A 12,609-nucleotide genomic window follows, 5' to 3' on the forward strand; every position below is an offset into this window, starting at 1 on the left:
GCTAGAGGATACGGCCTCCGCCTGGACGCGCCGCGCGGGAAACGCGGTGCGCCTGGGCGGCAGCGATCACGCCGTGTAGCGCGGGAAGGCGGAGGCGCCGGCGTAGCGGGCGGCCTCGCCGAGCTCCTCCTCGATGCGGAGCAGCTGGTTGTACTTGGCCACGCGCTCACCGCGGGCGGGGGCGCCCGACTTGATCTGGCCGCAGTTGGTCGCCACGGACAGGTCGGCGATGGTGGTGTCCTCGGTCTCGCCGGAGCGGTGGGACATCATGGCCTTGAAGCCCGCGCGGTGCGCGAGGTCCACGGCGTCGAGGGTCTCGGAGAGCGAGCCGATCTGGTTGACCTTGACCAGCAGCGCGTTGCCGGCGCCCTCGTCGATGCCGCGGCCGAGGCGCTCGGGGTTGGTGACGAAGAGGTCGTCGCCCACGAGCTGCGTCTTGGTGCCGAGGCGCTCGGTGATGGCCTTCCAGCCGTCCCAGTCCTCCTCGTCCAGCGGGTCCTCGATGGAGACCAGCGGGTAGGCGCCGACGAGCTCGGCGTAGTAGTCCACCATCTCGGCAGAGGACTTCTTCGCGCCCTCGAAGGTGTAGGCGCCGTCCTCGAAGAACTCGGAGGCCGCGACGTCGAGCGCGAGCGCGACGTCCTTGCCGGCCTCGAAGCCGGCCTTGCCGATGGCCTCGACGATCAGGTCCAGCGCGGCGCGGTTGGAGTCGAGGTTCGGGGCGAAGCCGCCCTCGTCGCCGAGACCGGTCGCCAGGCCCCGCTCCTTGAGCACCGCCTTCAGCGCGTGGTAGACCTCGGCGCCGACGCGCATGGCCTCGGAGAAGGTCTCCGCACCGATCGGCGCGATCATGAACTCCTGGATGTCGACGTTGGAGTCCGCGTGGGAGCCGCCGTTGAGGATGTTCATCATCGGGACGGGCAGGATGTGCGCGTTCGGGCCGCCGACGTACTGGTACAGCGGCACGCCCGCGGAGGCCGCGGCGGCGCGCGCCACGGCGAGGGAGACGCCGAGGATGGCGTTCGCGCCGAGGGTGCCCTTGTTCTTGGTGCCGTCGAGATCGAGCATCGCCTGATCGATCGCGCGCTGCTCCTGGACGTCCATGCCGTGGATCGCCGGCAGGATCTCGGTGATCACGGCGTTGACGGCGTCGAGCGTGCCCTTGCCGAGGTAGCGGTCCTTGTCGCCGTCGCGGCGCTCGACGGCCTCGAACTGGCCGGTGGAGGCGCCGGAGGGGACCGCCGCGCGCTCGAACGTGCCGTCGTCGAGCAGGATCTCGACCTCGACGGTGGGGTTGCCGCGGGAGTCGAGGATCTCTCGGGCGAGGAGTGCTTCGATCAGGGCTGCCATGGGCTGTTCCTTCCTTCGGTGATGAAGTTCGAATCGTCCGGTCGGCGCTGACCGTCCGCCCGACAGTCTAGGCCGAGCCGCGCCCGCCACGCGCCCCCGCGCCCGCGGTTGCGGCCGGAGGGCGCCGACGGCGGACGAGTGCCCCGGTCAGGCGCCGGCGCCCTGCTCGAGCTCGCGGACGGTCCTCGCGAGCAGGGCGCGCAGCGCGGTCTCGGGATCGTCGTCGCGGCCCTCGCCGGCCACGACCAGGTCGAGCAGCGCCCGGCCGAGGTCGCCGCCCCAGTCGTCGGCGTCCTCGGCCGAGGCCGCGGCGTCGGCCGCCGCGAGCAGCTGCTCGAGCCCGCCCGCCGATCGGGCGCGGTGGACGATCTTCGCCGCGGTCTGCAGGGCGGGCAGCTCGGCGGGGATTCCCTCGGCCCAGCCGCGGGGGCGCGTCGGAGCCGCCCCGGAGCTCCCCTGTTCCTGCTGGTCCTGCTGATCCTGCTGGTCCTGCTGCTTCTCCTGCGCCTTGACGGCGTGCCACTGCGCGATGATCTGCTCGACGTCGGCGGGGTCCTCGAGCGCCTGCTCGGACGCGTCGCCGAAGACGTGCGGGTTGCGCCGCTCCATCTTCGCGACGAAGGAGCGGGCCACGTCGTCCACGTCCCAGGCCGGCTCCTCCTCCTGGCCCACGCGCGCGTGGAAGAGGATCTGGAAGAGCAGGTCGCCGAGCTCGTCGGGCAGCGCCCCGGGGCCGTGGCCGGAGGGGTCGTCGATCACCTCGAGCACCTCGTGGGTCTCCTCGAGGAGGTAGCGGGCGAGCGAGGCGTGGGTCTGCCGGTGGGTCCAGGCGTCGCCGCTCGGCGCCCGCAGCGCCTCCATCACCTCCACGGCCCGCAGCAGGGCGCTGCCGCGCGGTGCGGGATCGGACGGGACGGGGCGCTGCGCGGTGCTCACGGGGGCGAGGCTACTTCCTCGCCGGCCCCGACCCCGCCTCCGCCTGCACGACGGGCGCGGAGATCTGCTCGGCCGCGGAGGGCACGAGCTCGCGCAGCACCTCGCGCGCCCACTCGAGCAGCGCGTGGTCGCGCAGCTCGGTGCCGCCGAAGCGGGAGGTCATCGGGCGGGGAACGAGCACCTGGCGCAGGGCCGGCTTGAGCAGCGTGCCCGGGTACAGGCGCTTCATCCGCATCGCGACGGAGTCGGCGGGCTCGAGATGGGCGAAGCGGATCATCTTCCCCTGCGCCTGGACCTCGTCGACCCCCGCGGCGCGCGCGTCGATCCGGAAGCGGGCCACGTCCAGCAGCACCTCCACCGGCGCGGGCAGCGGGCCGTAGCGGTCGGCGAGCTCGGCGCGGACCTGCTCGATCTCGGAGACCTCGCGCACCGCGGAGAGCTTCGCGTAGGCCTCGAGCCGCAGCCGCTCGGAGCCGATGTAGTCGTGCGGGACGTGCGCGTCCAGCGGCAGCTCGACCCGGATCTCCTTCTCCGGCGCGCTCGCCTCGCCGCGGAAGGCCGCGACGGCCTCCCCGACCATGCGCACGTAGAGGTCGAAGCCCACGCCGGCGATGTGCCCGGACTGCTCGCCGCCGAGCAGGTTGCCGGCGCCGCGGATCTCGAGGTCCTTCATCGCCACCTGCATGCCGGCGCCGAGGTCGGTGTTGGTGGCGAGGGTGGTCAGGCGGTCGTGGGCGGTCTCGGTGAGCGGCTTGCCGGCGTTGTAGAGGAAGTAGGCGTAGGCGCGCTCGCTCGAACGGCCCACGCGCCCGCGCAGCTGGTGCAGCTGCGAGAGCCCGAAGCGGTCCGCGTTCTCGACGATCAGGGTGTTGGCGTTGGCGATGTCGAGGCCGGTCTCGACGATCGTGGTGCACACGAGCACGTCGAAGTCCCGCTCCCAGAAGTCGACGATCACGCGCTCGAGCTGGTGCTCGTTCATCTTGCCGTGGGCGACGGCGACGCGGGCGTCGGGCACCAGCTCGCGCAGGTGAGCGGCGACGCGGTCGATGTCCTCGACCCGGTTGTGGATGTAGAAGACCTGCCCCTCGCGCAGCAGCTCCCGCCGGATCGCGGCGGCGATCTGGCGGTCCTCGTCGGCGCCGACGTAGGTCAGCACCGGATGACGCTCCTCGGGCGGGGTCGCGAGGATGGACATCTCCCGGATGCCGGTCACGGCCATCTCGAGGGTGCGCGGGATGGGGGTCGCCGACATGGACAGCACGTCCACGTTCGTCCGCAGCGCCTTGAGCGTCTCCTTGTGCTCGACGCCGAAGCGCTGCTCCTCGTCGATGATCAGCAGCCCCAGGTCCTTGAAGCGCACGTTGCCGGTGAGCAGGCGATGGGTGCCGATCACGATGTCGACGCTGCCCTCGCGCAGCCCCTCGACCGTCGCCTCGGAGTCGGCGGCGGACTGGAAGCGGCTGAGCCCCTTCACGGTCACGGGGAAGCCCGTGTACCGCTCGGAGAAGGTGTCGAGATGCTGCTGGGCCAGCAGCGTCGTCGGGGCGAGCACGGCGACCTGCTTGCCGTCCTGGACGGCTTTGAAGGCGGCGCGCACCGCGATCTCCGTCTTCCCGTAGCCGACGTCGCCGAGGATCAGACGGTCCATCGGGACCGGTTTCTCCATGTCCTTCTTGACGTCCTCGATGGTGGCGAGCTGGTCCGGGGTCTCGACGAACTCGAAGGAGTCCTCGAGCTCCCGCTGCCAGGGGGTGTCGGGGCCGAAGGCGTGGCCGGGCGCGGACTGCCGGGCGGAGTACAGGCGCACCAGCTCATCGGCGATCTCGCGGATCGCCTTGCGGGCCTTGGACTTGGTCTTCGCCCAGTCGGCGCCGCCCATGCGGTTGACGGACGGCTCCTCGCCGCCGACGTACTTGGTGACCTGGTCGAGCTGGTCGGAGGGGACGTAGAGCCGGTCGCCGGGCTGGCCCTTCTTCGAGGCCGCGTACTCGATCACGAGGTACTCGCGGGTGGTGCGCTTCGCGCCGGTGCCGACGGTGCGGCTGGTCATCTCGACGAAGCGGCCCACGCCGTGGTGGGCGTGGACGACGTGGTCGCCGGGCCGCAGCTGGAGCGGGTCGACGACGTTGCGGCGGCGGGAGGGCATCCTCCGCTCCTCGCCGCGGCGCGCCCCGGACTTGCCGGTGAGGTCGCGCTCGGAGGCGAGGACCAGCTTCAGGTCCTCGGCGACGAGACCCTCGGCGAAGGGGCCGACGGTGACGACGGCCTCTCCCGGGGATACGGGCCGCTCGAGCCGCTCGGCGAAGACGGCCGCCATGCCCTCGCCGCGGAGGTTCTCGGCCGCGTGGCGGGCCCCGCCCGTGCCTGCCATGGTCGCGACGACGGACCAGCCGTCGGCGCGACGGCGCTCGAGGTCCTTCGCGGCGTCGGCGGGCTTGCCGGAGTAGCCGGGGTGGGTGGACGTGCTCGAGGTGGTCAGGTCGAGGTCGGCGTCGAGGCCGAAGGCGGCCAGCGTGAACCAGGCGCGGCCGCCCTCGCGGGCGTGGCCCTTCGCCTCGGACAGGGGCACGAAGCTCGCCGCCCCCACGTCGATCGGGAGTCCGCCGCCGGCGGCGGCGCTGGACCAGGCGGCGGCGAGGAACTCGTCGGTCGTGGCGACGAGCTCCTCGGAGCGGGCGCGGGCCTTCTCCGGGTCGACGACGAGGAAGCGGGCGCCGGCGGGGAGCACGTCGGCGACCTGCTCCATGCCGTCCACGAGGACGGGGCTGAGGGACTCCATGCCGTCGGCGGCGATGCCGTCGGCGATGCGCAGCAGCAGGTCGCGCACACCGGGCAGCTCCTCGGCGCGAGCGCGGGCGCGCTCGCGCACCGAAGGGGTCAGCAGGATCTCGCGGCAGGGCGGGGCGTCGAGCCCGTGCGGGACGGGATCGAGCGAGCGCTGGTCGGCGACGGCGAAGTACCGCACGTCATCGATCTCGTCCCCGAAGAGGTCCACGCGCACGGGATGCGGCTCGGTGGGCGGGAAGACGTCCAGGATCCCGCCGCGCACCGCGAACTCGCCGCGCTTCTCGACCATGTCCACGCGCACGTAGGCGGCGTCGACGAGCTCCTGCTCCAGGTCCTCGAGGGGGTGCTCCTCCCCCACCAGGGCCCGCACGGGACGGAGGTCGCCGAGGCCGGTCGCGATCGGCTGGAGCAGGGAGCGCACGGGCATCAGCAGCACGTGCACCGGGTCCTCGGTCTCCGGATGGGCGATGCGGCGCAGGGTCTTCAGGCGCTTCGCGACGGTGTCGGCGCGCGGGGAGAGCCGCTCATGGGGCAGGGTCTCCCAGGCGGGCAGCTCGGCGACGTGCGCGGTGCCGACGAGGGAGCTCAGCGCCGCCCGGAGGTCCTCGGCGGCGCGGGTGGTGGAGGTGACCACGACCAGCGGCGACTCGGCGCTCGCGCGTCGCGCGAGATCGGCGACGACGAAGGGGAACAGCGCGGTCGCGGCGACGATGTCCCCGCCCGGGCCACGGTCCTCGTCCGCGCCGACGGACTCGACGAGCTCGCGGATCGCGGTGAGGTCGGCGCCCTCGGCGAGGCGCGCGAGCAGCGGGGCGAGCGGCGGAGCGGACCGCTCGGCGTTCACGGCATCGGGGCCTGCACCGGCGGCCCGGTCGGTGCGTGCGGCGTCGGTCGGTGCGGTCATCGGTCCTCCCGGGAGTGGAAGCGCTGCTGAGCGGCGGTGAGGCCCTCGAGGACGAGGGCCTCGACGGCGTCGGCGGCGTCCGAGATCAGCAGCTCGAGCGTGCGGCGCTCGGTGGAGGTGAAGGGGGCGAGCACGTGGTCGGCGGTGTCGCGGCTGCCCGGGGGCCGGCCCACCCCGACGCGGACGCGCAGGTAGTCCTTGGTGCCCAGCGCCTTGGAGATGTCACGCAGGCCGTTGTGGCCGCCCTCGCCGCCGCCGCGCTTCAGTCGCACCGCGTCGAAGGGGATGTCGACCTCGTCGTGGACGACGACGACCTGCTCGGGGTCGATGCCGTAGTAGGCGGCCAGCGCCTTCACCGGACCGCCGGAGACGTTCATGTAGGTGGTGGTCTTCGCGAGGATCACCCGCTCGCCGGCGCCGGGGGCGCCGAGACGGCCCTCCAGCACGACGGCCTGCGCCCGCTTGGCGGCGGCGAAGCGCCCGCCGGCGGCGTCGGCGATGTGGTCCAGGACCATCTGGCCGATGTTGTGCCTGGTCGCGGCGTACTTCGGGCCGGGGTTGCCCAGGCCCACCACCAGGTACGGCCCGGGGCGGCGCTCGCTCACGGTCATGATGCTCCTCGTTCTCACCGGTGCGCGGCGGCGCACGACCCCGGACACCGTACCGGGGCGCCGCGCGATGCGCGACGCCCCGGCAGGCGGTGTGTGAGCAACGGAGCGGGCCGGGGAGCCGACGGGCGTCCTGCCCGCGCTCCTCGGCCCGGAGGGGTCACTCCTCCTCGGAGCCCTCGGAGGACTCGGCGTCCTCGCCCTCGGCGGACTCGCCCTCAGCGCCCTCGACGTCCTCGTCCTCACCCGGGGTCTCGAGGTCGGCCTCGTCCACGCGCGGCACCATCACGGAGACCACGAGGATCTCGGCGTCGGTGAGGAGCTCGGCGTCGCCCGGCAGGACGACGTCGCCGGCGAAGAGCTGGTAGCCCTCCTCCTGGCCCTCGACGTCGATCTCGATCTGCTCGGGGACCTTCAGCGCGTCGACCGAGAGGGTCAGCGACTGCAGGTCGACCATCGCGACCGCGGGGGACACGGCCTCGCCGGTCAGGACGACGGGGATGTCGACCTCGACCTTCTCGCCCTTCCTGACGATGATCAGGTCGAGGTGGTTCAGCGTGCGCTTGAGCGGGTGGCGCTGGATGTCCTTGATCAGGGCGAGGTGGGAGGTGCCGTCGGCGAGCTGCAGCTCGATGAGGGCGTTGGGGTTGCGGGCCGCGAGCGCGGTCTCGTGACCGGGCAGCGACAGGTGCAGGGGGTCCTCGCCGTGGCCGTACAGGACGGCGGGGACGCGGCTCTCGGCGCGCAGACGGCGGGCAGCGCCCTTGCCGAAGTCCTCGCGCAGTTCGACGTTCAGCTTCTCAGCCATGGTGGTGCTCCTCGTGGATGCGGGGCTCGACGATGAGCGACGCCACGGGGCACAGGGAGGGCACTCCTCCCGGAGATCCGCACCGCGTCGATCACGGAGGGGCAGGACCCCTCCCTCGCCGAAGTGACGCGCAGACATTACCACGCAGGCCTCCGCACGTCGCCCGATGGAGGCTCGGAGGTGAGCGGCGCCGCATGGCGCAGTGCCTCCCGCCCTCTCACTCCTCCCCTCGCCCTACCCCCTCGCCCAACGCCCCGGGACCAACGTCCCTGCAGGTCAGGAGCAGAAATCAGTGGCCTTGGTCCCCGCATGGACCCGTCGATCGGGCCTACCGTTGTTCTTGTCAGACTGACACCCCGAGATCCGATCATCGACCGGGTCGACACCGAAAGGCACCTCCCGTGAGCGCCACCGCCGCCACCCCCGCCGCTGCGACTCCCGCCCGCCCCGCCGCCTCCGAGGTCACCGCCACGCGGAAGGCCGGCTGGGGCTACACGCTCCTGGGCGTGACGCGCCTGATGGTCGGCTTCACCTTCCTGTGGGCCTTCCTGGACAAGACCTTCGGCCTCGGCTTCGCGACCCCGCCCGAGGGCGCCTGGCTGAACGGCGGCTCCCCCACCGCCGGCTTCCTCGGCGGCTCGATCGAAGGCGGCAACCCCTTCGCGGACGTGTGGAGCGTCTTCCTCTCGATCAACCCGCTCACGGACGTGCTGTTCATGCTCGGCCTGCTCGGCGTGGGCCTGGCGTTCATGCTCGGCATCGGCACCCGCGTCGCCGCCGTCTCGGCCGCCGCGATGTACACGCTCATGTACCTCGCCGCGTTCCCGATGTCGACCAACCCGCTCTACGACACCCACCTGCTGCTCGCGGTCGCCGTCCTCGCGATGGCGGGCCTGGCCGCCGGTGACCACGTCGGCCTCGGGAAGCAGTGGAGCCGGCTCGTCAAGGGCAACCGGTTCCTGATCTGAGCCCCGCTCGGCGCCACTGACCGCACGACGGAGCGGCCCCGTCCCCACCTGGGGGACGGGGCCGCTCCCGCGTCGGGAGCCCGCTGCCGGGCACCGCGCCGAGAGGAGCCTCCGGGCCAGAACGAGCTTCCGGGCCGGGAGGAGCCGTCGGCTCACACCTCGCCGTCGAAGAGGCTCGTCACCGAGCCGTCGTCGAACACGGCGCGGATCGCCCGCGCCAGCAGCGGCGCGATGGAGAGCTGGGTGAGGCGGTCGAACTGCTTCTCCGGCGGGACCGGGAGGGTGTTGGTGCACACGACCTCGCGCACCTGGGAGTTCTTCAGCCGCTCAGTCGCAGGGTCCGAGAGGATCGGGTGGGTGGTGGCGATGACGACGGAGGCGGCGCCGTTGGCGATCAGCGCGTCGGAGGCCTGGACGATGGTGCCGGCGGTGTCGATCATGTCGTCGACGAGGATGCAGGTCTTGCCCGTGACGTCGCCGATCACGCGCTTGGCGACGGCCTGGTTGGGGCGCGTCGTGTCGCGGGTCTTGTGGATGAAGGCGAGGTTCACGCCGCCGAGCCGCTTGGACCACTGCTCCGCGACGCGGATCCGGCCGGCGTCCGGGGAGACCACGGCGATGTCCTCCTCGCCGTACTTCCTCTGCACGTAGTCGGCGAGGATCGGCAGAGCCATCAGGTGGTCCAGCGGCCGGTTGAAGTAGCCCTGCACCTGCGGGGCGTGGAGGTCCACGGAGATCATGCGGTCCACGCCGGCGGTCTCGTAGAGGTCCGCCATGAGGCGGGCGGAGATCGGCTCGCGGCCGCGGTGCTTCTTGTCCTGGCGGGCGTAGGGGAAGCTCGGCGCGATGGCGGTGATGCGCTTGGCGGAGGCGCGCTTGAGCGCGTCGATCATGATGAGGTGCTCCATCACCCAGGTGTTGATGGGAGCGGGGTGGGACTGGAGCACGAAGACGTCGGTGCCGCGCACGGACTCGCCGTAGCGCACGTAGATCTCCCCGTTGGCGAAGTCCCAGGCGTCCATGGGGAGGACCTCGACGCCGAGCTCCTCGGCGACCTCCTGGGCGAGCACCGGGTGGGCCCGTCCTGAGGCGAGGACCAGTCGCTTCTCCCCGGTGGTGACGATTCCGCTCATCGCTGCTCGTGCTCCTTGTGCTCCTCGGCGGCAGTTCCTGCGGGCGTCTGTGCCGCGGACCCCTGCTCGGCGTCGAGGGCGGCCCGGGCCGCGCTCTCGGCCGGGGTCCCCGCACGGCGTCGCAGGGTCCATCCTTCCATGTTCCGCTGCGAGACAGCGTTCACGCCCAGCGCTCCGGCGGGGACGTCCTTGCGCACGGTGGTGCCGGCGCCGGTCGCGGCGCCGTCGCCGATCGTGACCGGGGCGACGAGCACGTTGTCCGAGCCCACGCGCACGTGGCGGCCGACCGTGGTGCGGTGCTTGTTCACCCCGTCGTAGTTCGCCACGATCGTGCCGGCGCCGATGTTGGTGCCCTCGCCGATCACGGCGTCGCCGACGTAGCTGAGGTGGGGCACCTTCGCGCCCTCGCCGATCACCGCGTTCTTCGTCTCGACGAAGCCGCCGATCTTGCCCTTCGCGCCGAGGTCCGTGCCGGCGCGCAGGTAGGAGAAGGGGCCGACGGTCGCGCCCTCGCCGATCACGGCCAGCAGCGCATGGGAGCGGACCACCTCGGCGCCGGCGCCCACCTCGGTGTCGCGCAGGGTGGTGTCCGGGCCGATCACGGCCTCGGCGCCGATGTCGCTGGCGCCGTGCAGCTGGACGCCGGGGAGGATCGTCGCGTCCTGGCCGATGGTGACGTCGGCGTCGATCCAGGTGGTGGCGGGGTCGACGATCGTGACGCCGGCGCGCATGTGGCGCTCGAGGATGCGGCGGTTCATCTCGGCGCCGAGCTGGGCGAGCTGGACGCGGTCGTTGACGCCCTCGACCATCATCACGTCCTCGGTCACCACGGCCCGCACGGAGCGCCCGTCGGCCCGCGCGATCGAGAGGACGTCGGTGAGGTACATCTCGCCCTGGGCGTTGTCGGTCGTGGTGCGGCCGAGCGCGTCGCGCAGCACGGCGAGGTCGAAGGCGTAGATGCCGGAGTTGATCTCGTCGATCGCGCGCTGCTCATCGGTCGCGTCCTTGTGCTCGACGATGCCGAGCACCTCGGAGCCGTCCTCGCTGCGGAGGATCCGGCCGTAGCCGGCGGGGTCGGGGACGCGGGCGCTGAGCACGGTGACGGCGGCGCCCTCGGCCTCGTGGGCGGCGACCAGCTCGCGCAGCGTCGCGGGGTCCAGCAGCGGCACGTCGCCGTAGGTCACCAGCACGGTGCCCTCGCCCGCGGCGACCTGCTCGAGGCCGCACTGGACGGCGCGGCCGGTGCCGGGGATCTCGTCCTGGTCGGCGACCCGCACCTCGGAGGCGTGCTCGGCGAGGTGCTCGGCGACGCGCTCGCGCTCGTGGCGCAGCACGACGACGAGCTCGCCGGGGCCGGTGCCCTCGGCGGCGGTCAGCGCGTGCACGAGGAGCGAGCGACCGCCGATCTCGTGGAGCACCTTGGGGGTGCGGGACTTCATGCGGGTCCCGGCGCCGGCGGCCAGGACGATGACGGCGACGGGTGCGGTGGTCTCGGCAGTGGCCACGTCGGCAGCTCCTAGAGATCGAGGGTGGGATCGACGGGTGTCGGCCGCGCCGCCCGGAGGACGGTGAGCGTTCCGCCATCAGGACTCGAACCTGAAACTTCAGAACCAAAATCTGAGGTGTTGCCGATTACACCATGGCGGAGCGCGCCCGTCGCGGAGCGCCTGCGAGCAGGCGCGGGGCACCGCCGGACGGGGCCGACGGGCGCACGGACGCGGGGCGATCCTACCGCCCGGGCGACCTCGACCAGCGCCCGTCGACGCGCCCGGGGGCTCCGCTGACCCGCCGGTCATCGTACGGTCGCCGTGTGGGAGACTCGCCGCATGGCGGAGAACGGGGCCCCTCGCGGTCGGTCGACCCGGATGACGGGCAAGGAGCGGCGGGAGCAGCTCGTGCTCGTCGGCCGTCGGGTGTTCGCCGAGAAGGGCTTCGACATGACCGCGGTCGAGGAGATCGCCTCGCGCGCGAAGGTCTCCAAGCCGATCGTCTACGAGCACTTCGGCGGCAAGGAGGGCCTGTACGCGGTGGTGGTGGACCGCGAGGTCTCCACCCTGCTCACCGCGCTCGAGGAGCCCCTCTCCGATCAGCGCGCCCATCCGCGGATGCTGATGGAGCGCGCGGCGCTGGCCTTCCTCGCTTACATCGACGAGAACGAGGACGGCTTCCGGATCCTCGTGCGCGACTCCCCCGTCAGCCATTCCGTGGGGACCTTCTCCTCCCTGCTCACGGACGTCTCGCGCCGCGTCGAGGTGATCCTGGCAAGGCAGCTGCGGCTGCACTCGTACCCGATCAAGGACGCCGCGCTGTACGCGCAGATGCTGGTGGGCATGGTCGCCTACACAGGCCAGTGGTGGCTCGAGACCCGCAAGCCCTCGAAGGAGGTCGTCGCCGCGCGGATGGTGAACCTCTCCTGGTTCGGGCTGAGCTCGCTGGAGAAGAAGCCCGAGCTGCGCGGGGAGACGAAGGGCTGAGAGTCTCGGTCGGAGCGGCACGTCGCCCGCGGCGTCGCCCGCGTCACCCGTGGCGACCGCGGCCCGGACCGAGAACCTAGACTCGCCCCATGCCCACCACGCCTGCGGACGACGCCGCGCCGCCCCATGACGAGGTCGACCGCGTCCTCGCGGGCTGGGAGCTGGCGCGCGAGGACCTCGACGTCTCGCCGCTGGCGGTCCTCTCCCGCGTCTCGCGCCTGACCCGCTATCTCGAGATCGCCCGGCGCGAGGCCTTCTCCGAGGCGGGGCTCGAGGGCTGGGAGTTCGACATGCTCTCCGCCCTGCGCCGCAGCGGCGAGGACGCCCTCTCCCCCGGCGCGCTCATGCACGAGACCCTCGTGACCAGCGGCACCATGACCACCCGCATCGACAAGCTGGTCACCCGCGGCCTGGTCTCGAAGAACCGCAGCCCGCACGACGGCCGCGCGGTCGAGGTGCGCCTGCGTCCCGACGGCGTGGCCCGTGTCGACGCCGCGATGGAGCGCCTGCTCGAGGCGGAGCGGGAGCTGCTCGGCCCGCTCGCCGCGGCCGAGCAGGCGGAGCTCGCGGGCATGCTCCGCACACTGCTGCTCACCTTCGAGTCCGACGACCCCCTCGGAGGCTGAAGCCGGCGCACGGCG

At 72.6% G+C, this 12,609-nt stretch carries 10 protein-coding genes and 1 tRNA gene; 3 read left to right on the top strand and 8 right to left on the bottom strand.

The features are described from left to right. Positions 1 to 66: 66 nt before the first annotated feature. From eno to L3K22_RS11010, 5 genes are all read right to left on the bottom strand, one after another. On the bottom strand, positions 67 to 1,350 hold the full coding sequence (gene eno, locus L3K22_RS10990) for a phosphopyruvate hydratase (protein ID WP_263311434.1): 1,284 nt from the start codon (positions 1,348 to 1,350) through the stop codon (positions 67 to 69). Positions 1,351 to 1,497: 147 nt separating this feature from the next. Further along, entirely contained in the window at positions 1,498 to 2,286 is a 789-nt protein-coding gene (locus L3K22_RS10995) for a MazG nucleotide pyrophosphohydrolase domain-containing protein (protein WP_263311435.1), read from the bottom strand. Positions 2,287 to 2,296: 10 nt separating this feature from the next. Next, positions 2,297 to 5,977 carry a transcription-repair coupling factor gene (mfd, locus tag L3K22_RS11000; RefSeq protein WP_263311436.1) on the bottom strand — a complete coding sequence of 1,227 codons (3,681 nt, stop codon included), beginning with the start codon at positions 5,975 to 5,977 and terminating at the stop codon, positions 2,297 to 2,299. Then, a complete protein-coding gene (gene pth, locus L3K22_RS11005; protein WP_263311437.1) occupies positions 5,974 to 6,588 on the bottom strand; it encodes an aminoacyl-tRNA hydrolase in 615 nt (204 codons plus the stop codon). The genes mfd and pth overlap by 4 nt, the downstream gene beginning before the upstream one ends. Positions 6,589 to 6,745: 157 nt before the next feature. Beyond that, positions 6,746 to 7,393 carry a 50S ribosomal protein L25/general stress protein Ctc gene (locus L3K22_RS11010; protein WP_263311438.1) on the bottom strand — a complete coding sequence of 216 codons (648 nt, stop codon included), beginning with the start codon at positions 7,391 to 7,393 and terminating at the stop codon, positions 6,746 to 6,748. A gap of 401 nt (positions 7,394 to 7,794) precedes the next feature. On the opposite strand from L3K22_RS11010, the gene L3K22_RS11015 reads away from it, so the two are divergent. Beyond that, on the top strand, positions 7,795 to 8,361 hold the full coding sequence (locus L3K22_RS11015) for a hypothetical protein (RefSeq protein ID WP_263311439.1): 567 nt from the start codon (positions 7,795 to 7,797) through the stop codon (positions 8,359 to 8,361). 152 nt (positions 8,362 to 8,513) lie between these two features. Here L3K22_RS11015 and L3K22_RS11020 read toward each other — a convergent pair whose 3' ends face one another. The 3 genes from L3K22_RS11020 to L3K22_RS11030 form a co-directional block, all read right to left on the bottom strand. Further along, entirely contained in the window at positions 8,514 to 9,494 is a 981-nt protein-coding gene (locus L3K22_RS11020) for a ribose-phosphate diphosphokinase (RefSeq protein WP_010551089.1), read from the bottom strand. Then, positions 9,491 to 10,999 carry a bifunctional UDP-N-acetylglucosamine diphosphorylase/glucosamine-1-phosphate N-acetyltransferase GlmU gene (glmU, locus tag L3K22_RS11025; protein ID WP_263311440.1) on the bottom strand — a complete coding sequence of 503 codons (1,509 nt, stop codon included), beginning with the start codon at positions 10,997 to 10,999 and terminating at the stop codon, positions 9,491 to 9,493. The genes L3K22_RS11020 and glmU overlap by 4 nt, the downstream gene beginning before the upstream one ends. A gap of 70 nt (positions 11,000 to 11,069) precedes the next feature. Further along, positions 11,070 to 11,141 (bottom strand) — tRNA-Gln (locus tag L3K22_RS11030). A gap of 179 nt (positions 11,142 to 11,320) precedes the next feature. Here L3K22_RS11030 and L3K22_RS11035 point away from each other — a divergent pair. Beyond that, positions 11,321 to 11,968: a TetR/AcrR family transcriptional regulator gene (locus L3K22_RS11035; protein ID WP_263311441.1), complete on the top strand. Its 648-nt coding sequence runs from the start codon at positions 11,321 to 11,323 to the stop codon at positions 11,966 to 11,968. 89 nt (positions 11,969 to 12,057) lie between these two features. Further along, a complete protein-coding gene (locus tag L3K22_RS11040) occupies positions 12,058 to 12,594 on the top strand; it encodes a MarR family winged helix-turn-helix transcriptional regulator (RefSeq protein WP_053917517.1) in 537 nt (178 codons plus the stop codon). The last annotated feature ends 15 nt before the right edge of the window (positions 12,595 to 12,609 follow it).

The organism is Brachybacterium atlanticum (assembly GCF_025669985.1).
Classification (GTDB): domain Bacteria; phylum Actinomycetota; class Actinomycetes; order Actinomycetales; family Dermabacteraceae; genus Brachybacterium; species Brachybacterium conglomeratum.

Bases quoted from the DNA above. Each gene is read 5' to 3' on its own strand.
- eno (WP_263311434.1), bottom strand. From the start codon at position 1,350: ATGGCAGCCCTGATCGAAGCACTCCTCGCCCGAGAGATCCTCGACTCC.
- L3K22_RS11010 (WP_263311438.1), bottom strand. From the start codon at position 7,393: ATGGCTGAGAAGCTGAACGTCGAACTGCGCGAGGACTTCGGCAAGGGC.
- pth (WP_263311437.1), bottom strand. From the start codon at position 6,588: ATGACCGTGAGCGAGCGCCGCCCCGGGCCGTACCTGGTGGTGGGCCTG.
- L3K22_RS11020 (WP_010551089.1), bottom strand. From the start codon at position 9,494: ATGAGCGGAATCGTCACCACCGGGGAGAAGCGACTGGTCCTCGCCTCA.
- L3K22_RS11040 (WP_053917517.1), top strand. From the start codon at position 12,058: ATGCCCACCACGCCTGCGGACGACGCCGCGCCGCCCCATGACGAGGTC.
- L3K22_RS11035 (WP_263311441.1), top strand. From the start codon at position 11,321: ATGGCGGAGAACGGGGCCCCTCGCGGTCGGTCGACCCGGATGACGGGC.
- mfd (WP_263311436.1), bottom strand. From the start codon at position 5,977: ATGACCGCACCGACCGACGCCGCACGCACCGACCGGGCCGCCGGTGCA.